Source organism: Escherichia sp. KTE159 (genome assembly GCF_000408805.1).
Classification (GTDB): Bacteria; Pseudomonadota; Gammaproteobacteria; order Enterobacterales; family Enterobacteriaceae; genus Escherichia; species Escherichia marmotae.
Map to the genome: position 1 here is coordinate 2,157,078 of NZ_KE137292.1, position 21,262 is coordinate 2,178,339.

Annotated in this window: 18 protein-coding genes and 1 pseudogene; 9 read left to right on the plus strand and 10 right to left on the minus strand. The window is 50.6% G+C overall.

Annotation, left to right across the window (positions count from 1 at the left end):
* Nucleotides 1-208: 208 nt before the first annotated feature.
* The 3 genes from inaA to glpT all read right to left on the minus strand — a co-directional run bounded on the left by inaA (nucleotide 209) and on the right by glpT (nucleotide 3,540).
* Nucleotides 209-859: a lipopolysaccharide kinase InaA gene (gene inaA / locus A31E_RS11325; RefSeq protein ID WP_016248989.1), complete on the minus strand. Its 651-nt coding sequence runs from the start codon at nucleotides 857-859 to the stop codon at nucleotides 209-211.
* A 241-nt stretch (nucleotides 860-1,100) separates the two neighbouring features.
* A complete protein-coding gene (glpQ, locus tag A31E_RS11320) occupies nucleotides 1,101-2,177 on the minus strand; it encodes a glycerophosphodiester phosphodiesterase (RefSeq protein WP_000779068.1) in 1,077 nt (358 codons plus the stop codon).
* A gap of 4 nt (nucleotides 2,178-2,181) precedes the next feature.
* On the minus strand, nucleotides 2,182-3,540 hold the full coding sequence (gene glpT / locus A31E_RS11315; RefSeq protein WP_000948746.1) for a glycerol-3-phosphate transporter: 1,359 nt from the start codon (nucleotides 3,538-3,540) through the stop codon (nucleotides 2,182-2,184).
* Between the two features lie 272 nt (nucleotides 3,541-3,812).
* Between glpT and glpA the strand changes: the two genes are divergently transcribed.
* The 5 genes and pseudogenes from glpA to A31E_RS11290 all read left to right on the plus strand — a co-directional run.
* Nucleotides 3,813-5,441: an anaerobic glycerol-3-phosphate dehydrogenase subunit A gene (gene glpA, locus A31E_RS11310; RefSeq protein ID WP_016248990.1), complete on the plus strand. Its 1,629-nt coding sequence runs from the start codon at nucleotides 3,813-3,815 to the stop codon at nucleotides 5,439-5,441.
* The gene (gene glpB, locus A31E_RS11305) at nucleotides 5,431-6,690 is read left to right on the plus strand and encodes a glycerol-3-phosphate dehydrogenase subunit GlpB (protein ID WP_001209914.1); all 1,260 of its coding nucleotides are present in this window, start codon (nucleotides 5,431-5,433) and stop codon (nucleotides 6,688-6,690) included. The genes glpA and glpB overlap by 11 nt, the downstream gene beginning before the upstream one ends.
* Nucleotides 6,687-7,877: an anaerobic glycerol-3-phosphate dehydrogenase subunit GlpC gene (glpC, locus tag A31E_RS11300; RefSeq protein ID WP_016248991.1), complete on the plus strand. Its 1,191-nt coding sequence runs from the start codon at nucleotides 6,687-6,689 to the stop codon at nucleotides 7,875-7,877. The genes glpB and glpC overlap by 4 nt, the downstream gene beginning before the upstream one ends.
* A 193-nt stretch (nucleotides 7,878-8,070) precedes the next feature.
* On the plus strand, nucleotides 8,071-8,997 hold the full coding sequence (locus tag A31E_RS11295; RefSeq protein ID WP_000140544.1) for an ISNCY family transposase: 927 nt from the start codon (nucleotides 8,071-8,073) through the stop codon (nucleotides 8,995-8,997).
* Nucleotides 8,998-9,244, plus strand: a pseudogene (locus tag A31E_RS11290) (hypothetical protein); the annotation flags it as partial.
* 40 nt (nucleotides 9,245-9,284) lie between these two features.
* Here A31E_RS11290 and yfaU read toward each other — a convergent pair.
* From yfaU to A31E_RS11260, 6 genes are all read right to left on the minus strand, one after another.
* The gene (gene yfaU / locus A31E_RS11285) at nucleotides 9,285-10,088 is read right to left on the minus strand and encodes a 2-keto-3-deoxy-L-rhamnonate aldolase (protein ID WP_001094289.1); all 804 of its coding nucleotides are present in this window, start codon (nucleotides 10,086-10,088) and stop codon (nucleotides 9,285-9,287) included.
* 16 nt (nucleotides 10,089-10,104) lie between these two features.
* Nucleotides 10,105-11,394: an MFS transporter gene (locus A31E_RS11280; RefSeq protein WP_001516759.1), complete on the minus strand. Its 1,290-nt coding sequence runs from the start codon at nucleotides 11,392-11,394 to the stop codon at nucleotides 10,105-10,107.
* A gap of 56 nt (nucleotides 11,395-11,450) precedes the next feature.
* Nucleotides 11,451-12,656 carry an L-rhamnonate dehydratase gene (gene rhmD / locus A31E_RS11275; protein WP_016248993.1) on the minus strand — a complete coding sequence of 402 codons (1,206 nt, stop codon included), beginning with the start codon at nucleotides 12,654-12,656 and terminating at the stop codon, nucleotides 11,451-11,453.
* A gap of 14 nt (nucleotides 12,657-12,670) precedes the next feature.
* Nucleotides 12,671-13,453, minus strand: coding sequence for an IclR family transcriptional regulator (locus tag A31E_RS11270; protein ID WP_000894175.1), 783 nt, complete (start codon nucleotides 13,451-13,453; stop codon nucleotides 12,671-12,673).
* A gap of 217 nt (nucleotides 13,454-13,670) precedes the next feature.
* On the minus strand, nucleotides 13,671-14,873 hold the full coding sequence (locus A31E_RS11265; protein ID WP_000921652.1) for a nicotinamide mononucleotide deamidase-related protein YfaY: 1,203 nt from the start codon (nucleotides 14,871-14,873) through the stop codon (nucleotides 13,671-13,673).
* Between the two features lie 99 nt (nucleotides 14,874-14,972).
* Nucleotides 14,973-15,515 (minus strand): YfaZ family outer membrane protein, encoded by a 543-nt coding sequence (locus A31E_RS11260; RefSeq protein ID WP_000731860.1) that lies wholly within the window; start codon nucleotides 15,513-15,515, stop codon nucleotides 14,973-14,975.
* A 277-nt stretch (nucleotides 15,516-15,792) separates the two neighbouring features.
* Here A31E_RS11260 and nudI point away from each other — a divergent pair, with 277 nt between their 5' ends.
* The gene (nudI, locus tag A31E_RS11255) at nucleotides 15,793-16,218 is read left to right on the plus strand and encodes a nucleoside triphosphatase NudI (RefSeq protein WP_001249881.1); all 426 of its coding nucleotides are present in this window, start codon (nucleotides 15,793-15,795) and stop codon (nucleotides 16,216-16,218) included.
* Nucleotides 16,219-16,257: 39 nt separating this feature from the next.
* On the opposite strand, the gene ais is transcribed toward nudI, so the two are convergent.
* Nucleotides 16,258-16,860: a lipopolysaccharide core heptose(II)-phosphate phosphatase Ais gene (gene ais / locus A31E_RS11250; RefSeq protein ID WP_016248994.1), complete on the minus strand. Its 603-nt coding sequence runs from the start codon at nucleotides 16,858-16,860 to the stop codon at nucleotides 16,258-16,260.
* A gap of 314 nt (nucleotides 16,861-17,174) precedes the next feature.
* Between ais and arnB the strand changes: the two genes are divergently transcribed.
* From arnB to arnA, 3 genes are read left to right on the plus strand one after another with little or no spacing between them, the layout of a single operon-like run.
* Entirely contained in the window at nucleotides 17,175-18,314 is a 1,140-nt protein-coding gene (gene arnB, locus A31E_RS11245; protein ID WP_016248995.1) for a UDP-4-amino-4-deoxy-L-arabinose aminotransferase, read from the plus strand.
* Between the two features lie 3 nt (nucleotides 18,315-18,317).
* Nucleotides 18,318-19,286, plus strand: coding sequence for an undecaprenyl-phosphate 4-deoxy-4-formamido-L-arabinose transferase (gene arnC, locus A31E_RS11240; protein ID WP_016248996.1), 969 nt, complete (start codon nucleotides 18,318-18,320; stop codon nucleotides 19,284-19,286).
* Entirely contained in the window at nucleotides 19,286-21,262 is a 1,977-nt protein-coding gene (gene arnA, locus A31E_RS11235) for a bifunctional UDP-4-amino-4-deoxy-L-arabinose formyltransferase/UDP-glucuronic acid oxidase ArnA (RefSeq protein WP_016248997.1), read from the plus strand. Before arnC ends, arnA begins: the two co-directional genes overlap by 1 nt.

Consider the following 21,262-nt stretch of genomic DNA (forward strand, 5'->3'; position numbering starts at 1 on the left):
TACAACGGCTTTTTGTAGGTTGGATAAGGCGTTTACGCCGCATCCAACATGGCATGCGCGAATAGTTGCCAGATGCGACGCTGATGCGTCTTATCTGGCCTACAACGGCTTTTTGTAGGTTGGATAAGGCGTTTACGCCGCATCCAACATGGCATGCGCGAATAGTTGCCAGATGCGACGCTGACGCGTCTTATCTGGCCTACAACGATTACATGGCGTAGTAATACGCTTTCACCTGTTCCCAGTCCGCTTTAGGGATCGGCTCCAGATATTTCTCCAGTTGCCGGAAGTCATGATTAATCGCTTTATGGCGACGCAGACGACGGCGACTTTTCTCCAGATCAAGAAAACCGGCTTCTGGCTTACCTTCTGTTTTCACATAGATATGGCGAACGTAGCAGCAGCCGTGTTGACGATTAACGCTATGCATCTTTTTAAATGCCAGCGCCACTGCTTCCAACATTGCTTGCCGTACATCGTTGGGATAGGGCATTACTGCATGCTGTGCATACCAGTCAGCAATACTGACAAAACCCGCCATATCTTCAGTCACCAGTAACGCACGCCATTCGCCATCAATTTTCACCGCTTCTCCAAAAACGATTTTCGGCACAATCACGCCAGCGCGTTCCAGATCTTTTATCACCGCAACCTCGCGCACAATCGTCGGGCGACCAAACGGATAGCGGATAGAATGAAACAGGTGCCGAGTCATGCGCTTTACATACAGCTTTTTGCCGTTGTGCTCGACGCATTGCACCCCACTCATGCCGTTGCGGCGGTAATTCGGTTTCTCAACCCAGTCACCTTCTGTAGCCCACCAATGATTGAATTCGTCGATTTTTGCTGAAACTGCCATACCCTGTCGCCTTGTTTTTATTGTTAACGACAATGACTATAGGTGTTCACCTTAAGAAAAACTTAATAAAAAGTGTTTCTTAAGGGATTTCATTTGTCGGGAACTCGTCATCTCACGCTAAAGAACAGCAAGCAAAGATAACTAACTGACTTTATTGAAGAATTAATTTCACTCTGACGTGAATGGGATTTTGAATGAAGGGAAATAGCGGATGGCACGTAAGCGCCATCCGAGACTGAAGTTACTCTTTATTGAGGAATTTTACTGCTTTATCCGGGAAGTCCGTAAACAGTCCATTAACACCCGCTTTGTTATACAGAGCGTCATACAGTTGATTCACATCGGTCGTATATTCTGGCAGCTTATCCGACCGCACGGTATAAGGATGCACAACCAACTTATTCTGCTGCGCGTCTTTCACCATTCCGGTAAGTTTAATATTGCCCGGCTGCGATGTCTCATCAATCACCATATGGTAATCCGGGCCAATGCCGTCAGCATATTCCGCTACCTGCTTCATGGCACCCGGCTTAAACATCCAGTCGTAACTGTAATTAACCCAGGTTCCATCTGGTTGTTTCTGCTGGGTTTCATTCCAGTCAGTATAGGCAATCAGTTGAACCAGATTAAGATCCATGCCCATTTTCGGTTCCAGCTCATTTTTAATGCGTTTCAGCTCATCAGCATCAAAGCATTGCAAATAAACTTTGTCATCTTTACCGGTGTAACCGTATTTTTTCAGCACTTCCAGGGTTTTAGCCGCAATATCTTTCCCTTCCTGATGATGAAACCACGGCGCTTTAATTTCTGGATAGATGCCGATATTTTTCCCCGTCGAGTGGTTTAACCCCTGAACAAATTCAATCTCTTCTTCGAAAGTGTGCACACGAAAGTCAGATTTCCCCATCGGGAAGCGTCCGGGGAAAGTCTGCACTTTTTTGCCATTTTCAATATCGAAGCCTTCAGTGAATTTTAAAGACTTAATTTCATCCAGCGTAAAATCTATCGCGTAGTAACGGCCATCTTTACGCGCCCGCTCCGGAAAACGCTCGGCCACATCAGTAACGCGGTCAAGATAGTGGTCATGCAGGACGACCAGATGGTCGTCTTTGGTCATCACTAAATCCTGCTCCAGATAATCAGCCCCTTGCGCATACGCCATCGCTTTTGCGGGTAGCGTATGCTCCGGCAAATAACCACTTGCGCCGCGATGGGCTATTACAATTTTCTCGCTGTTGTCTGCCGCCATTGCACTGCTTCCCATGATCATTCCACTCATCATGATCGCCATGCTAAGGTTTTTAAGTGTCAGTTTCATGCCATTAGCCTCCGTTGCGTTTTTGCTGTAATTCCTGATGGCGACGTTTTTCGCCAATCATCACGACAATTAACAAGATAACTGCCAGAATGCTGCCGCCAATCATCACCATGAAGCCGCCATCCCAGCCGAAGTAGTCAACGGTGTAACCGACAATTGCGCTTGCCGCCACAGAACCGCCAAGATAACCAAACAGCCCGGTAAAGCCCGCCGCCGTACCTGCTGCTTTTTTCGGTGCCAGTTCCAGCGCGTGCAGACCTATCAGCATGACGGGACCATAGATCAGGAAGCCAATGACAATCATACAAACCATATCAACAGTCGGATTACCTGCCGGGTTCATCCAGTAAACAATAGTAGCGATGGTCACCAGAGTCATAAAGAAGACGCCAGTTGCCCCACGGTTACCGCGGAAGACTTTATCCGACATCCAGCCACACAGCAGAGTGCCCGGAATGCCCGCGTACTCATAAAGGAAGTAGGCCCAGGAAGATTTATCCAGCGCGAAATGCTTCACCTCTTTCAGGTAGGTTGGCGACCAGTCGAGGATGCCGTAGCGCAGCAGATAAACGAATACGTTGGCAATAGCGATGTACCACAGCAGCTTGTTCGGCAGTACGTACTGCATGAAAATCTGCTTCGCAGTCAGTTCCTGTTCCGCTTTTTCGTTATAGTCGTCCGGATAATCATTTTTGTACTCTTCGATCGGCGGCAAACCACAGGATTGTGGGGTATCGCGCATCATGGCAAAAGCGAAAAGCGCCACCAGAATGGCACAGAAAGCAGGCATATAGAGCGCCGCGTGCCAGTCATTAAACCAGGCCATACCCAGCAGGAACAGCAGCGGCGGAATACCACCACCGACGTTATGCGCACAGTTCCATACTGACACAATGCTGCCACGCTCTTTCTGCGACCACCAGTGCACCATAGTACGACCACACGGCGGCCATCCCATTCCCTGGAACCAACCGCAGAGGAACAGAAGAACAAACATCACCGCAATGCTGGAAGTAGCCCACGGCACAAAGCCCATAAACAGCATCACTGCCGCCGCAAGAATCAAACCTGCTGGCAGGAAAACGCGCGGATTCGAGCGATCCGAAACTGACCCCATGATGAATTTCGAAAATCCGTAAGCAATGGAGATACCGGAAAGGGCAAAACCTAAATCCCCACGAGAGAATCCCTGCTCCACCAGATAGGGCATAGCGAGAGCAAAGTTCTTACGAACCAGATAGTAAGCGGCATAACCAAAGAATATCCCCAGGAAAATTTGCCAGCGCAATCGACGATAAGTCGGATCGATCTCCGCAGCAGGTAGGCGCGCTTTGTGTGGCGCTGGTTTAAAAATACTCAACATTTATAGCCTCCGTGGCCCGTGGTCTTATTTATGATTAACAGACTGATTCAATAGAAGAACCTGCCGTTTCTTGAGTGGCCGCGATGTTAATTAATCATTCATTTTATGAATGTGAATTACCGCACACATTATTAAATAAGATTGTCAAAATGTTCTGAAAGACGCATGGAATCACGTTTCACTTTCGAATTATGAGCGAATATGCGCGAAATCAAACAATTCATGTTTTTACTATGGCTAAATGGTAAAAAACGAACTTCAGAGGGATAACAATGAAAACTCGCGACTCGCAAACAAGTGACGTGATTATCATTGGCGGCGGCGCAACGGGAGCCGGGATTGCCCGCGACTGTGCCCTGCGCGGGCTGCGCGTGATTTTGGTTGAGCGACACGATATCGCAACAGGCGCGACCGGGCGTAACCACGGTCTGCTGCACAGCGGCGCACGTTATGCAGTAACAGATGCGGAATCCGCCCGCGAATGCATTAGTGAGAACCAGATTTTAAAACGCATCGCGCGTCACTGTGTCGAACCGACCAACGGCCTGTTTATCACCCTGCCGGAAGATGACCTCTCTTTCCAGGCTACGTTTATTCGCGCTTGTCAGGAGGCGGGGATCAGCGCGGAAGCCATTGATCCGCAGCAAGCACGCATTATCGAACCTTCCGTTAACCCGGCATTGATTGGCGCGGTAAAAGTCCCGGATGGCACCGTGGATCCATTCCGCCTGACCGCTGCGAACATGCTCGATGCAAAAGAACACGGTGCGGTTATCCTCACCGCCCATGAAGTCACTGGCCTGCTTCGTGAAGGCGCGACGGTGTGTGGCGTTCGCGTGCGTAATCATCTTACAGGCGAAACCCAGGCGCTCCATGCACCAGTGGTGGTGAATGCTGCCGGGATCTGGGGGCAACATATTGCCGAGTATGCCGATCTGCGTATTCGCATGTTCCCGGCCAAAGGATCGCTGCTGATCATGGATCACCGCATTAATCAGCACGTGATCAATCGCTGCCGTAAACCTTCTGACGCTGATATTCTGGTGCCCGGCGATACCATTTCACTGATTGGCACCACCTCTTTACGCATTGATTATGACGAAATTGACGATAATCGGGTGACGGCAGAAGAGGTGGATATCCTGCTGCGTGAAGGGGAAAAACTGGCTCCGGTGATGGCGAAAACGCGCATTCTGCGTGCCTACTCTGGTGTGCGCCCACTGGTTGCCAGCGATGACGATCCGAGCGGGCGTAATGTCAGTCGCGGCATCGTGCTGCTCGATCACGCCGAACGCGATGGCCTGGACGGATTTATCACCATTACCGGCGGCAAACTGATGACCTACCGTCTGATGGCGGAATGGGCCACAGATGCCGTCTGCCGCAAACTGGGCAACTCGCGCCCCTGCACAACCGCCGACCTGGCACTACCGGGTTCACAAGAACCGGCTGAAGTGACACTGCAAAAAATCATTTCCCTCCCTGCACCACTTCGCGGTTCTGCGGTTTATCGTCACGGTGATCGCACGCCAGCCTGGTTAAGTGAAGGCCGCTTGCACCGGAGTCTGGTGTGCGAATGCGAAGCTGTCACTGCAGGCGAAGTGCAATACGCGGTAGAAAATTTAAACGTCAACAGCCTGCTGGACTTACGCCGTCGCACCCGTGTGGGGATGGGGACCTGTCAGGGCGAACTCTGCGCCTGCCGCGCCGCCGGACTGCTGCAACGCTTTAACGTCACCACGTCCGCGCAATCTATCGAGCAACTTTCCACCTTCCTTAACGAACGTTGGAAAGGTGTGCAGCCCATTGCCTGGGGCGATGCGCTGCGCGAAAGCGAATTTACCCGCTGGGTTTATCAGGGACTGTGTGGTCTGGAGAAGGAGCAGAAAGATGCGATTTGATACTGTCATTATGGGCGGCGGCCTTGCCGGATTACTCTGCGGCCTGCAACTACAAAAACACGGTCTGCGTTGTGCGATTGTCACTCGCGGTCAGAGCGCGCTGCATTTCTCGTCCGGCTCACTGGATTTACTAAGCCATCTGCCAGATGGGCAGCCGGTGACAGATATTCACGACGGACTGGAAACATTGGGTCGCCTGGCCCCCTCCCATCCCTACAGCCAACTCGGCCCACAGCGCGTGCTCGACCTCGCTTGCCGGGCGCAGGCGTTAATTGCAGAAAGCGGTGCGCAATTGCAGGGCAGCGTAGAACTGGCTCACCAGCGGGTTACTCCTCTCGGCACGCTACGCTCAACCTGGCTAAGCTCACCAGAAATCCCAGTCTGGCCGCTGCCCGCGAAGAAAATATGCGTAGTGGGAATAAGTGGCCTGATGGATTTTCAGGCACACCTGGCGGCAGCCTCGTTACGTGAATTAAATCTTGCTGTCGAAACTGCTGAAATTGAATTGCCGGAACTGGATGTCTTACGCAATAACGCCACCGAATTTCGTGCAGTGAATATTGCCCGTTTCCTTGATAACGAAGAAAACTGGCCACTGTTGATCGATGCGCTTATCCCTGTTGCCAACACCTGTGAAATGATCCTGATGCCCGCCTGTTTCGGCCTGACCGATAACAAACTGTGGCGCTGGCTGAATGAGCAACTGCCCTGTTCATTAATGTTACTGCCAACATTGCCGCCTTCCGTGCTGGGTATTCGTCTGCAAAATCAGCTTCAACATCAGTTCGTGCGCCAGGGCGGTGTGTGGATGCCGGGCGATGAAGTAAAAAAAGTGACCTGCAAAAATGGCGTCGTCAGTGAAATATGGACCCGTAATCACGCCGATATTCCGCTACGTCCACGCTTTGCCGTGCTTGCCAGTGGCAGCTTCTTTAGCGGGGGGCTGGTGGCAGAACGCGACGGTATTCGCGAACCGATTCTCGGCCTTGATGTGCTGCAAACCGCCACGCGGGGTGAGTGGTATCGAAGTGACTTTTTCGCTCCGCAACCGTGGCAACAATTCGGCGTGACCACTGACGAGGCGCTACGCCCGTCGCTGGCAGGTCAAACAATAGAAAACCTGTTTGCCATTGGTTCGGTGCTGGGCGGATTTGATCCCATAGCCCAGGGATGCGGCGGCGGCGTTTGTGCTGTCAGTGCATTACATGCTGCTCAACAGATTGCCCAACGCGCAGGAGGCCAAGAATGAACGATACCAGCTTCGAAAACTGCATTAAGTGCACCGTCTGCACCACCGCCTGTCCGGTGAGCCGGGTGAATCCGGGCTATCCGGGGCCAAAACAGGCGGGACCAGATGGCGAACGTCTGCGTCTGAAAGATGGCGCACTGTATGACGAGGCGCTGAAATATTGCATCAACTGCAAACGTTGCGAAGTCGCCTGTCCATCCGATGTGAAGATTGGCGATATCATCCAGCGCGCACGAGCAAAATACGACACCTCGCGCCCGTCGCTGCGCAATTTCGTTTTAAGTCATACCGACCTGATGGGCAGCTTTTCTACGCCGTTCGCGCCTATCGTTAACACCGCTACCTCACTAAAACCGGTGCGACAACTGCTTGATGTCGCGTTAAAAATCGACCACCGTCGCACACTGCCGAAATACTCCTTCGGCACCTTCCGCCGCTGGTATCGCAGCGTGGCGGCACAGCAGGCGCAGTATAAAGATCAGGTGGCGTTCTTCCACGGCTGCTTCGTCAATTACAACCATCCACAACTGGGTAAAGATTTAATTAAAGTACTCAACGCGATGGGAACGGGCGTGCAACTGCTCAGCAAAGAGAAATGCTGCGGTGTGCCGCTGATTGCCAACGGTTTTACCGATAAGGCGCGTAAACAGGCGATTATCAACGTGGAATCGATCCGCGAAGCTGTCGGAGCGAAAGGCATTCCGGTGATTGCCACCTCCTCCACCTGTACGTTTGCCCTGCGCGATGAATATCCGGAAGTGTTGAATGTCGACAACAAAGGCTTACGCGATCATATCGAACTGGCAACCCGCTGGCTGTGGCGCAAGTTAGATGAAGGCAAAACCTTGCCACTTAAACCGCTGCCGCTGAAAGTGGTTTATCACACCCCATGCCATATGGAAAAAATGGGCTGGACGCTCTACACCCTGGAACTATTACGTAAAATCCCTGGGCTTGAACTGACAGTGTTGGATTCTCAGTGCTGCGGTATTGCTGGTACTTATGGATTCAAAAAAGAGAACTACCCCACCTCACAAGCCATCGGAGCGCCACTGTTCCGTCAGATAGAAGAGAGCGGCGCAGATCTGGTCGTCACCGACTGCGAAACCTGCAAATGGCAGATTGAGATGTCCACGAGCCTTCGCTGCGAACATCCGATTACTCTGTTGGCCCAGGCGCTGGCTTAAACTCCCTTCTGATGCCCGGTAAGCATGTTGCTTATCGGGCATTTTTGCGGGCGCGATTCCGTGCCAAATGTACGCGTTGCATCGCCGTGAAAATTCCTCTGAAAACGTCTCGCAAAGACTGAAACTGTCAGATGTCAAAGGCCCGGGATACCCGTAATGTCGCGTCATCATAAACATCTGGTGACGGACAACCATGACAGAATCAACAACATCCTCCCCGCATGATGCGGTATTTAAAACCTTTATGTTCTCGCCCGAAACCGCACGGGATTTTCTGGAAATACACCTGCCGGAACCGCTACGTAAGCTTTGCAACCTGCAAACCTTACGCCTGGAACCCACCAGTTTTATTGAAAAAAGTTTACGCGCTTACTACTCGGATGTTTTGTGGTCGGTAGAAACCACCGACGGCGAAGGTTATATCTACTGCGTGATTGAGCATCAGAGTACTGCAGAAAAAAACATGGCCTTTCGACTGATGCGTTATGCCACTGCCGTCATGCAGCGCCATCTGGACAAAGGCTATGACAGAGTCCCTCTGGTAGTGCCAATGCTGTTTTATCACGGCGAAACCTCACCCTACCCATATTCACTTAACTGGCTGGATGAATTTGACGACCCGCAGCTTGCCCGGCAGTTGTACACCGAAGCTTTTCCGTTGGTGGATATCACCATCGTACCTGACGATGAGATCATGCAACATCGGCGTATAGCTCTGCTGGAACTGATTCAAAAGCATATTCGCGAGCGCGATTTAATCGGTCTGGTCGACAGGATCACCACGCTTTTGGTTAGGGGCTTCACTAATGACAGCCAGGTGCAAACGCTGTTTAATTATCTGCTGCAATGCGGCGATACCTCCCGTTTCACCCGCTTTATTGAGGAAATTGCCGAACGTTCACCACTACAAAAGGAGAGATTGATGACTATTGCTGAACGGCTACGGCAGGAAGGACACCAAATTGGCTGGCAGGAAGGTAAATTAGAAGGTTTGCAGGAAGGCATGCATGAACAAGCCATTAAAATTGCCTTGCGCATGCTGGAGCAGGGCTTTGAACGTGAGATTGTGCTGGCGACAACCCAACTCACTGATGCTGATATTCCACCGAACTGTCATTAAAAGAAGAGATTGATGGCTATTGCTGAACGGCTACGGCAGGAAGGGCATCAAATTGGCTGGCAGGAGGGTAAGATTGAAGGCTTGCAAGAAGGTAAATTAGAAGGTTTGCAGGAAGGCAAAGTAGAAGGCATGCATGAACAAGCCATTAAAATTACCTTGCGCATGCTGGAACAGGGTATTGATCGTGACCTGGCTGCTCGCAGCCATCCAGCTAAGCGAAGCCGATCTGGCAGCGAATAACCACTAATTAACACAGGCCCACAAGCAATCCCCATGGGCCTTTGATATCAATAACTACCTTTTATGCGTGGCTCATTTTTGCCTGATTTAAATATCGCCAGTCGCTTATCCAGGGCATCACTGTAGAGCATGGTGTCGACGCCAACGGCGACAAAGTTCGCTCCCCACGCAAGGCATTGCTGCGCCATATCAGGAGCCACAGCCAGAAAACCTGCTGCTTTACCCGCAGCGCGGATCCGTCGGATGCTGGTTTCAATAATACGCTGCACTTCCGGGTGCCCGGCATTATCCGGGTAACCCAACGACGCTGAGAGATCCGCTGGCCCAATAAACACACCATCAACCCCCTCAACGTCGAGGATTTCATCCAGATTATCCAGTGCTGTTTTACTTTCCACCTGCACCAACAGACAAAGTGAGTCGTTGACTTGCGCCATGTAATTCTCAATGCGTCCCCAGCGTGCTGCCCGTGCCACGCTGGCCCCGACACCACGCTCACCGTACGGTGGATAGCGAGTTGCAGACACTATCTGACGCGCCTGTTCGCCAGTGTCGACCATCGGGATCAGTAGAGTTTGCGCGCCAATATCCAGGACTTGTTTAATCAGCGACTTACTCCCCTCCACTGGGCGGATCACGGGTTGGCTGCCATAGGGCGCTACCGCCTGAAGTTGGTGATAAAGGTTCTGAATGGTATTTGGCGCATGTTCACCATCAATCAGCAACCAGTCATAACCGGAGGTGGCGGCAATTTCTGCCATATAGGAAGTTGTCGAACTTAACCACAGGCCAATTTGTACTTCACCCTTGCGTAAGCGTTCTTTGAATGGATTGATTAATAATGTGTTCATCATGTTCCTTAACCTGTTAATGATGCGCCACGTTGGTCTGCGCAACAGCGCGACTTACACGCAGAGTGAAAATAATCAGCGAACCGATGACCGCCACCGCTGCCAGCATCAGCAAGCCTGCCGCATCGCTGGCAAACAACGTTTCTGCTTTTACACGCAGGATCGGGGCGATAAATCCGCCCACCGCGCCAAACAGGTTTACAAAACCAATCCCCGCAGCCAGCGCCGTACCGGAAAGCAGTTGTGTCGGCATCGTCCAGAACACCGGCTGAACCGCAATAAACCCTATTGCTGCAACACACAGCGCAACGATTGCCAGTACTGGCGAAAGTAGCCCGGAAAGGCCAATACCAATGCCTGCGGACAGCAATGTCAGCGCCGCGACATTGCGCCGTTCGCCGGTTTTATCGGAATAGCGCGGAATAAGCCAGGTCCCCAACAATGCCGCAATCCACGGAATGGCGGCGACCACGGAGGCCGTAAAGCCCACTTTTGTTCCCAGCAATGCGGCAACCTGCGTCGGCAGGAAGAAAATTAATCCGTAAACCGCCACCTGAATAGTCAGGTAGATAATCGCCAGTTGCCAGACTCGCCCATTACGCAGCGCATCACTCAGTCGCGAAGTGACTTTCTGTTGTTCTTCACTTGTAAGTTGATTAATGAGCAACGTTTTTTCTTCTTTACTCAGAAAACGTGCCTGCTCCGGTGTGTCATCAAGCCAAAAGAATGTGAACACCCCAGCACCGACTGCCAGTAATCCTTCAATCACAAACATCCAGAACCAGCCGGGATGTCCCATAAATCCATGCATCTCCAGAAGCGCGCCGGAGAGCGGTGATCCCAGCGTTAACGCCAACGGTGCTCCCATATAAAACAGCCCCATAATGCTGGCGCGATTACGCTGCGGAAACCATTGCGAAGTGAGATAAATCATGCCTGGAAAGAACCCGGCCTCCGCAGCACCAAGCAGGGTGCGAACTATCAGAAATTTCACTTCAGTATCGGCCCATGCCATTGCCGCCGAAAGAAATCCCCACAGCAGTGTCGTCGTACCAATCCAGGTCCTGGCTCCCAGTTTGCGCATCAACAAATTCGCCGGAACACCGAGAAACGCATACACCACAAAGAAAATTCCCGCTCCCAGCGCATAAGCTTCATTACTTAGCCCGGTATCAATCTGGTAGGTCTGTTTGGCAAAACCAATATTCGAACGATCGAGAAACGCCAGCACGTACAGCGCCAACATAAACGGGATCAAACGCGCGCGGTTTTTCTTCACCACGGCGTCAAGCAAAGCGGTGCTCATAAGAAGCTCCTTAGAACATGTGAGCGTTACTGTTGTCACGGCAACGCCCGGAATGATTAGTGGCTGTAAGGGCGTTTCAGATTGCAGTCACGATTGAGTTCGACGCCGAAACCCGGTTTATCAAGTACTGATTTGTGAATACGACCATTCACCGGCACCGGCTCATTAAGCAAAATCGGATCAAACTGCGGACGCATCGATGAACAATCCGGACTGGTCATCAGGAATTCGCTAAATGGGGTATTGGTGAAGGTGATCACCGCATGGTGGGAGTAAACAGACGAACCGTGCGGCACCACCAGTTGTCCACGTGATTTGGCAATTGCGGCAATCTCCACCAGCGTGGTTAAGCCACCGCACCAGCCAACATCTGGTTGCATAATGTCGATACCGGTTTCTGAAAGTGTACGGAAAGATTGCAGTGTGCCGTGGTGCTCGCCACTGGTGACCATCATTCCTGCTGGTGCGTTGCGTTTTAATTCGCGATAACCTTCATACTGTTGCGGCGGCAGGCACTCTTCGATCCATTTCAGGTTATAAGGGGCACAAGCGTGAGCCAGTTTGGTGGCATAGTTCACGTCCTGGCTCATCCAGCAGTCGAGCATCAACCAGAAATCTTCACCGCATTTTTCACGCATACCCGCGACCATAGCGGCGTCTTTGCGGATCCCCGCATCACCATCATGTGGCCCCCAGTGCGTCGGCATCTTGCCGCCGATAAAGCCCATCTCTTTTGCCAGATCCGGGCGCGCGCCCGTGGCGTAGAACTGAATTTCATCACGGACAGCGCCGCCTAAAAGTTTATAAACCGGAAGCCCGACCACTTTGCCGAACAGATCCCACAGAGCCAAATCAACACAGGAAATCGTGTTCATCACCAGGCCCCCTGAACCGGAGTAATACTGGGTGGCGTTGAGCATTTGATCGTGAATCAGTTTGATATCACTGACACATTTGCCCTCTATGAAACGGTTAAGGTGTTTTTCAACGATAAAGCACCCCATTTCACCGGCTGTTGAAACGGCGAAGCCGGTCTGGCCATTTTCTGCTTCGACTTCAACAATTAACGTGCCAAGAACGTTAATACCAAATGACTGGCGGGACTGCTCGTAATCGCGGTATTTACTCATCGGGGTAGCAATATGATCGTCAATCCAGTGATCCACTCCCTGGTCGTGATAATCACCGCCGCCAGCGCCTTTTTCTGCTGTCGCTCCGCCAGTAAACCAGGCGCGAACCTGTTTGATTTTTGGTAGGGTCATGATGTTCTCCATTTTTATGAGGCCAGTAAGTCAAAGGGACTTTTCCATCCCAACAGACGTGAAATATCCCTGGCGCAGGCGATGGCTTTGCCCGCCAGATAATCACGATATTCTTCATTGATTTGTAAACGAGTACCGACCACTGAGATCGCGGCGGTAAGCTCGTTATTGGCGTTAAACACCGGGGCAGCAACACAACGGACATCGGTGTAATCTTCACCGTTGTCATAGCTCCAGCCCTGACGGCGAATACGTGCCAGTTCTTCGTGGAGCTGTGGTGGACGGGTAATCGTGGTGGGTGTCGCCTGTTCCCAGACCAGCCCTTCGATAATACTCTGCTGTACAGCTTCAGGTTGCCAGGCAAGCAGGCATTTACCTATTCCGGAGCGATAAAGCGAAAGGCTTTTTCCTTCATGGGAACGCACGCTGATAGTGGCTGAAGACTCCACTTTCAATATGTAATATGCGCTACCGTTATCGATGATCCCAAGGTGACACAACAGTCCAGTGGTATCCATCAGTTGCGTCAGGCGTGGGCGTGCCAGTTCCCGGAGATCCATCTTGCTTAACGCATGGCCGGAAAGCTCCACCAGCCTGGTCCACAGACAAAAATTTTCCTGGTGATCAAGACTCAGAAAACGCTGACGCTTGAGTTCGTTAAGCAGCAAATAGGCTGTGCTTTTAGGGATCCCCAATGTGTCGATGATCGTCGCAGCACTACAGGGGCCAATGCGAGCAATCAAATTGAGAATATCAATAGCCCGTGTCAGGGCGGGAACTTTGCTTGATTCCAACATACTGGACTCCAGTCTTAGATACTGGAATCAGTCTCGTTGCTCAGGGGGAGTAAAATTGTGAAGCGCATCAAATCCCACTCCTCGTCCAGAGGACTGGAGGAATTACGCACAAATTTGTGAATTAGCGCACGGATTTTTTCTTATTGAGTACAACAGGTTGGACAACCTTTGCGGGAGAGAAGTGTGCCGGTGTAGTAAACCGGCACGGAGTGGCTGCTCAGGCAGTTAGGGTCATAGATTCAACAACCTCAATCCAGCCATGCTCGCTGGCAATGTCCTGACCGTTCAGCCAGCGACGCAGCATATTGAGTGCCATCATTGCACACACTTCCTGACGAATAGCCAGACTGTAGCGCGTAGTGCTGAAATGTACGCGCAGAGCAAAAGTGCCATCCGGCGTGGCCAACGCAAAGTTGAGATACCCATCTTCCAGGCCAGAAATGGCCAGTGCCAGCCCGGCGAAATGTTTGGCTCGTCGTTCAGTTATCCAGTGTGCGGTTTGCGCCAGTGTTTCTTCCTGTGAAGGCACGACTTCACACGCCAGTAATGGCGCACCAGCACGAGAAAGTTGCAACGCCAATAAACCACCGGTGAATTGCTCGCTCAAAGTCAGACTGAACTGGCGACGTTGCAATTCCCGGCTGATCTGCGCAGGTAGTCCTTCGGTGCCTTCAAAAATCATGCTCTGTCCGGCGACGCGTTTAACGTCCTGCCATAGTTTTTCCATCGCCTGTAGCTCGCTTGCCGGTCCGGTGAGTTTCAATTCGATAATCGGCATGGAAGAGCGATAGCCCATCGTTACGCCCGGCGGCAGTTGCAACGTGTCCAGGCTTTGCGCCAGATCGCTTTCTGAACGACCAAAGGTAGTCAAACGCAGGCAAACCGGTGGCTGCGGTAAGGAAAAACGCTCACGCAGGCGCGGCAGAATTTCATGCTCCACCATCACTTTAAATTCCGAAGGCACGCCTGGGGTAAAGAACATCAGGCAACGGTTAAGTTGCACAGCAAAACCACAGGCCGTGCCAACCGGATTATTGATAAATTCAGCACTGGCTGGCAGCTCCGCCTGTTTGCGGTTACTCGGCGCCATCACGCGCCCACGTTCGCGGAAATAGCGTTCCATCTCTTGCAGCCAGGCTTCATGAAGAACTAATCCCTCACCTTTTGCTGTCGCAGCAGCCAGTGCGCTTAAATCATCGCTGGTCGGCCCCAGACCACCGTTGACGATCAGCACATCGGCGTGCTGGCTACGTTCACGCAGAATGGTGACTAAATCCTCAAGGTTATCGCCCACCGTATTACGGCGAGATAATGGCAACCCCTGATGAAAGAAAAAATCAGCCAGCCAGGCAGCGTTAGTGTCAACGATTTGCCCGTGTAACACTTCATCCCCTGTGGATAACATTTCCACTTTTAACATGGTTATCTCCTGCTTTTGTTATCGAATCACTATAACGCAAAGGGAGATAAGGCGTAGAAAGAAACTGAATGGCGCGGCAGAACGCCGCGCCGAAAGGCATCAGAAGCTGGCGTTAACCCCGACATAAGGGCCGTCAGCCACCGCGTTGTCGCGGTTGCCGTCTTTACCCGACAGATTCAGATAGCGGTAGCCCGCCTCAATGCTGACTGGACGCATAATAGTGTAACGCGCGCCAGCATTCGCTTCTTCATAACTTTTAATACCGCTGGAGAGCGAATCCGGAGAGTAGTAATACTCGCCAAACAGACGGAAGCTATCGCCAATTTGCCACTGCAAGCCACCGCCTACCGCCGCGGCATAACCTTCATCACCGTCGTTCGGGTTGGTATAAACGCCTTTACCACCCACGGTTGCCATTAGCGGACCCAGCGGCAGATTCAATCCCAGACCAACGCCCGCGACGTCACCGTCGTCATCGTTATGTGTCCAGTTACCGCTTAATGCCAGACCGGTCGATTCAGTACCGAAACCAACACCAATATTGGTATATTCTTTTCCCGCCTGACCGCTGATACTCATCGCATTTGCCGATGCAGAAACCAATAGCATTCCAGCCAGAACTGGCAGCGCCAATTTTTTCATTTTTACCTTTTCCCGCAAGAAGATAATTAAAAGTCCCCAAAGCTGCGGGATTGTACTGCCTGACGCAGAGGATTCAATGCGTGAAAAAAGCGATCTGCTAACTTATTGTAACTAAATACTTCTTGAATAATTAAGTGCAGAAAAAGCAGCCATCAAAAATTGATTGCCAGCCAAATAATCATCGTGGCTATCATCACCCAAAAGACAAATGCTACTTTCACCTGTTTGTCCATTGCCGTATTCTTTTATTTTATTTTCGATGGTAAGGAATATTCCCATGCGACAACGGACTATCGTTTGTCCCTTAATTCAAAATGATGGTGCTTATCTGCTGTGTAAAATGGCCGACGATCGCGGCGTTTTCCCCGGACAATGGGCGCTGTCTGGTGGCGGCGTAGAGCCCGGTGAGCGTATTGAAGAAGCATTACGTCGTGAAATCAGAGAAGAGCTGGGCGAACAACTGATTCTTACTGACATCACACCATGGACCTTCAGTGATGATATCCGCATCAAGACCTACGCAGATGGTCGCAAGGAAGAGATTTATATGATTTACCTAATCTTTGACTGCGTCTCTGCCAACCGTGAAGTAAAAATTAACGAAGAGTTTCAGGACTATGCATGGGTAAAACCGGAAGATCTTGCGCACTATGATTTGAATGTCGCCACCCAAAAAACATTACGTTTGAAAGGTCTGATGTAACAGTAATGACAGCCATTATTGGCTGTCATATTAAAAATATCAGCGATTAGCAAATTCACCATCCAGTAAAACGTTGCCTTTTTCCACATGCATTACCAGCCCATCCAGATAATCTGGTTTAAATGTCACGTTACGTTTATCTTTAGCGATATAGGTCAGACAATGGTTATGGGTGAAAATAACGATATTTTTATCTGGTGCTTTGCTTTGTAACTCCTTAATTGTGCTATAAATCTCATTTCTACATTGTAGAAATCGTTTATCTACCGTCAGTTTTTTTCCAGCAGAAAACCAGCTCGCTGATTGAATAGTCCGAACGGTATTACTGGAATAAAGATCGAAATTAGGGATGTCCGCGCTGAAAGCTTTGCCCAGTTCACGGGCATCCTGAGTACCTTTCACCGTAATGCCTGTTTTGTCTGACAAGCAGTGATTGGAGGAACGGTCGCAGCGTTCCGCATGGCGAAACAGAACCACAACCGGGTGCTGCTGCGCTAATCTGGCCAGCGTTCTATTGTCGATACGTGGCAAACCATTACTGCTCCAGGCAGCATGTGTACCCAGCCCCACAATCACCACAAGCACCAGTAAAATGAAGATATATTTTTTAGACTTCAACGAAGCCCGACAAAAAGCTAACACGTAAGCTCCACCTATAGACAAGCGTAGCCAACTAAATGGCCGTGAAAACAAACGTCATTTTCATCGGTAAATAGTGGCGGGATAAATTAAAACATTACGGCGCACGCAAAATGCCTTAAATTTTGTCAAATTAAAAGCCCGAATAAGATGAAAAAACAAAAAAAATAATATTTAAGTCTTATATTCATTCCTTAAGGTTAAATTAATATTCTAACCTTAGAATTTCACTCCAAATGGCAAAATAGACATAACGCTCCCTATGACAAATATTAGCGAATAACTGGGAAAGATATTCAATGACCGAAGGAAAAACCATGTCAGACTTTTTGCCTTTTTCACGTCCGGCAATGGGTGTGGAAGAACTCGCCGCGGTTAAAGAAGTTCTCGAATCAGGATGGATCACTACCGGTCCGAAGAATCAGGCACTTGAACAAGCCTTTTGCCTGTTAACGGGAAATCAGCATGCCATCGCAGTCAGTTCAGCCACTGCCGGAATGCACATCACGCTGATGGCGCTGGGGGTTGGTGTTGATGATGAAGTCATTACTCCCTCCATGACCTGGGTTTCAACTCTCAATATGATCTCCCTGTTGGGCGCAACACCGGTGATGGTGGACGTTGATCTCGATACGCTGATGGTCACGCCTGAAGCGATCGAAGCGGCCATTACACCTCGTACCAAAGCGATCATCCCGGTGCATTATGCCGGAGCGCCGGCAGATATTGACGCCATTCGCGCCATTGGTGAACGCTACGATATCGCAGTCATTGAAGATGCCGCCCATGCCGTCGGTACAAATTACAAAGGTCAACATATTGGCGCGAAGGGCACCGCTATTTTTTCATTTCACGCCATCAAAAATATTACCTGTGCGGAAGGTGGATTAGTCGTTACTGATGACGAAAATCTCGCTCGCCAGTTACGCATGTTGAAATTTCATGGTCTGGGTGTCGATGCATACGACCGAAAAACATGGGGTCGCGCACCGCAGGCTGAAGTATTAACACCAGGCTATAAGTACAATCTGACCGATATTAACGCCGCGATTGCTCTGACGCAGTTGAATAAATTAGAGCAACTAAATACCCGTCGTCGAGAAATTGCCCTGCAATATCAACAAGCACTGGTGGATCTACCCTTCCAGCCTCTGAAGCTTCCCACATGGCCACATGTTCACGCCTGGCATCTGTTTATTATTCGTGTTGATGAACAACGTTGTGATATCAGCCGCGATGCGTTGATGGAAGCACTGAAAGAAAGAGGCATTGGCACTGGGTTACATTTCCGCGCAGCTCACACGCAAAAATATTATCGTGAGCGTTTTCCCACGCTGTCGTTACCGAATACCGAATGGAATAGCGAACGCATCTGTTCGTTGCCGCTTTTCCCGGATATGACCACCGCCGATGCCGACCGCGTCATCACAGCCCTTCAGCAACTTGCAGGACAATAAGCCATGTTTGACATCCACCCTGTTAAGAAAGTCTCGGTGGTTATTCCCGTTTATAACGAGCAGGAAAGTTTACCGGAATTAATCAGGCGCACCACCGCAGCCTGTGAATTGCTGGGCAAAGAGTATGAAATACTGCTGGTTGATGACGGCAGTAACGACAATTCTGCGCAAATGCTGGTCGATGCCTCACAAGCAGAGGGCAGCCATATTGTGTCTATTTTGCTTAACCGCAATTACGGACAACATTCGGCAATTATGGCGGGTTTCAGTCACGTTACCGGCGACTTAATCATTACTCTTGATGCCGATCTCCAGAATCCGCCAGAAGAGATCCCCCACCTGGTGGAAAAAGCCGATGAAGGTTACGACGTGGTAGGGACTGTGCGCCAGAACCGCCAGGACACCTGGTTTCGTAAAACTGCCTCGAAGATGATTAACCGACTGATCCAGCGCACCACCGGCAAAGCGATGGGCGACTACGGCTGTATGCTGCGCGCTTATCGTCGTCATATTGTCGATGCCATGTTGCACTGCCATGAACGCAGCACCTTTATTCCGATTCTGGCGAATATCTTCGCCCGCCGCGCCATTGAAATTCCGGTACACCATGCCGAGCGTGAGTTTGGCGAATCAAAATACAGCTTTATGCGCCTGATTAATTTGATGTACGACCTGGTGACCTGCCTCACGACCACACCGTTACGTATGCTTAGTCTGCTTGGCAGCATTATTGCGATTGGTGGTTTTAGCATTGCGGTACTACTGGTGATTTTACGCCTGACGTTCGGATCGCAGTGGGCGGCAGAAGGCGTCTTTATGCTGTTTGCCGTACTGTTTACCTTTATTGGCGCTCAGTTTATCGGCATGGGATTACTCGGTGAATATATTGGCCGGATCTACACCGATGTCCGCGCCCGCCCCCGCTATTTTGTGCAGCAAGTTATCCGTCCATCCAGCAAGGAAAATGAATAATGAAAGCCGTCGTTTTTGCCTATCACGATATGGGTTGCCTGGGTATTGAAGCCTTGCTGGCTGCCGGTTACGAAATTAGCGCCATTTTTACTCATACCGATAATCCTGGCGAAAAAGCATTTTATGGTTCGGTCGCTCGCCTGGCGGCGGAAAGAGGGATTTCGGTTTACGCGCCGGATAACGTTAATCATCCTCTGTGGGTGGAACGCATTGCCCAACTGTCACCTGATGTGATTTTCTCTTTTTATTATCGCCATTTGATCAGCGACGAGATTTTGCAACTTGCCCCCACTGGCGCGTTTAATCTGCATGGTTCGCTGTTACCGAAATATCGCGGCCGCGCGCCACTGAACTGGGTACTGGTGAACGGTGAAACGGAAACTGGCGTTACGTTGCATCGGATGGTGAAACGTGCCGATGCCGGAGCCATTGTTGCCCAGCTACGCGTTGCCATTGCACCGGACGATATCGCCATTACGCTGCATCATAAATTGTGCTACGCCGCGCGTCAGTTGCTGGAACAGACGTTACCCGCCATTAAACACGGTAATATTCTGGAAATCGCCCAGCGCGAGAACGAAGCCACCTGTTTTGGTCGCAGAACGCCAGATGACAGCGTCCTTGAATGGCACAAACCGGCATCCGTACTGCATAACATGGTGCGTGCCGTTGCCGATCCGTGGCCTGGCGCCTTCAGCTATGTAGGCAATCAGAAATTCACCGTCTGGTCGTCACGCGTGCATTCTCATGCGTCCACAGCACAACCGGGGAGCGTGATTTCTGCTGCACCGCTGTTAATTGCCTGTGGCGATGGTGCGCTGGAAATTGTCACCGGACAGGCGGGCGATGGAATTACTATGCAAGGTTCGCAATTAGCCCAGACGCTAGGGCTGGTTGAAGGTTCAAGACTTAACAGTCAACCTGTTTGCACCGCCCGACGCCGTACCCGGGTGTTGATCCTCGGGGTGAATGGCTTTATTGGCAACCATCTGACAGAACGCCTGCTGCGCGAAGATCATTATGAAGTCTACGGGTTGGATATCGGCAGCGACGCCATTAGTCGTTTCCTTAATCATCCGCATTTTCACTTTGTCGAAGGTGATATCAGCATTCATTCTGAATGGATTGAGTACCACGTCAAAAAATGTGATGTCGTATTGCCGCTGGTGGCGATTGCCACACCGATTGAGTATACCCGCAACCCGCTGCGCGTATTTGAACTCGATTTTGAAGAGAATCTGCGCATTATCCGTTACTGCGTGAAGTACCGTAAGCGAATTATCTTCCCGTCGACCTCGGAAGTTTACGGGATGTGTAATGATAAATATTTCGACGAAGACCATTCTAATTTGATCGTCGGGCCGGTGAATAAACCGCGCTGGATTTATTCGGTATCAAAACAATTGCTTGACCGGGTGATTTGGGCGTATGGCGAAAAAGAAGGATTGCAGTTTACCCTCTTCCGGCCGTTTAACTGGATGGGGCCACGGCTGGATAACCTTAATGCAGCGCGAATTGGCAGTTCGCGCGCCATTACACAACTCATTCTAAACCTGGTAGAAGGATCGCCAATTAAGCTGATTGATGGCGGAAAACAAAAACGCTGCTTTACTGATATTCGGGACGGCATCGAAGCACTGTTTCGCATTATCGAAAACACGGGAAATCGCTGTGATGGCGAGATTATTAATATCGGCAACCCCGATAACGAAGCGAGCATTGAAGAACTGAGCCAGATGCTACTGGCAAGCTTTGAAAAACATCCTCTACGCCATCACTTCCCACCGTTTGCAGGCTTTCGCATCGTCGAAAGTAGCAGCTACTACGGTAAAGGATATCAGGACGTGGCACATCGTAAGCCTGGCATCCGCAATGCCCGCCGCTGCCTGGATTGGGAACCGAAAATTGATATGCAGGAAACCATCGATGAGACGCTGGATTTCTTCCTGCGCACTGTCGATCTTACGGATAAATAA

What these genes read in the sequence shown, in the direction of transcription:
- A31E_RS11270 (WP_000894175.1), bottom strand. Translation starts at nt 13,453, where the DNA reads ATGTTGGAATCAAGCAAAGTTCCCGCCCTGACACGGGCTATTGATATT.
- glpC (WP_016248991.1), top strand. Translation starts at nt 6,687, where the DNA reads ATGAACGATACCAGCTTCGAAAACTGCATTAAGTGCACCGTCTGCACC.
- inaA (WP_016248989.1), bottom strand. Translation starts at nt 859, where the DNA reads ATGGCAGTTTCAGCAAAAATCGACGAATTCAATCATTGGTGGGCTACA.
- A31E_RS11295 (WP_000140544.1), top strand. Translation starts at nt 8,071, where the DNA reads ATGACAGAATCAACAACATCCTCCCCGCATGATGCGGTATTTAAAACC.
- glpB (WP_001209914.1), top strand. Translation starts at nt 5,431, where the DNA reads ATGCGATTTGATACTGTCATTATGGGCGGCGGCCTTGCCGGATTACTC.
- arnC (WP_016248996.1), top strand. Translation starts at nt 18,318, where the DNA reads ATGTTTGACATCCACCCTGTTAAGAAAGTCTCGGTGGTTATTCCCGTT.
- glpT (WP_000948746.1), bottom strand. Translation starts at nt 3,540, where the DNA reads ATGTTGAGTATTTTTAAACCAGCGCCACACAAAGCGCGCCTACCTGCT.
- glpQ (WP_000779068.1), bottom strand. Translation starts at nt 2,177, where the DNA reads ATGAAACTGACACTTAAAAACCTTAGCATGGCGATCATGATGAGTGGA.
- yfaU (WP_001094289.1), bottom strand. Translation starts at nt 10,088, where the DNA reads ATGAACACATTATTAATCAATCCATTCAAAGAACGCTTACGCAAGGGT.
- rhmD (WP_016248993.1), bottom strand. Translation starts at nt 12,656, where the DNA reads ATGACCCTACCAAAAATCAAACAGGTTCGCGCCTGGTTTACTGGCGGA.
- A31E_RS11265 (WP_000921652.1), bottom strand. Translation starts at nt 14,873, where the DNA reads ATGTTAAAAGTGGAAATGTTATCCACAGGGGATGAAGTGTTACACGGG.
- arnA (WP_016248997.1), top strand. Translation starts at nt 19,286, where the DNA reads ATGAAAGCCGTCGTTTTTGCCTATCACGATATGGGTTGCCTGGGTATT.
- A31E_RS11280 (WP_001516759.1), bottom strand. Translation starts at nt 11,394, where the DNA reads ATGAGCACCGCTTTGCTTGACGCCGTGGTGAAGAAAAACCGCGCGCGT.
- glpA (WP_016248990.1), top strand. Translation starts at nt 3,813, where the DNA reads ATGAAAACTCGCGACTCGCAAACAAGTGACGTGATTATCATTGGCGGC.
- nudI (WP_001249881.1), top strand. Translation starts at nt 15,793, where the DNA reads ATGCGACAACGGACTATCGTTTGTCCCTTAATTCAAAATGATGGTGCT.
- arnB (WP_016248995.1), top strand. Translation starts at nt 17,175, where the DNA reads ATGTCAGACTTTTTGCCTTTTTCACGTCCGGCAATGGGTGTGGAAGAA.
- A31E_RS11260 (WP_000731860.1), bottom strand. Translation starts at nt 15,515, where the DNA reads ATGAAAAAATTGGCGCTGCCAGTTCTGGCTGGAATGCTATTGGTTTCT.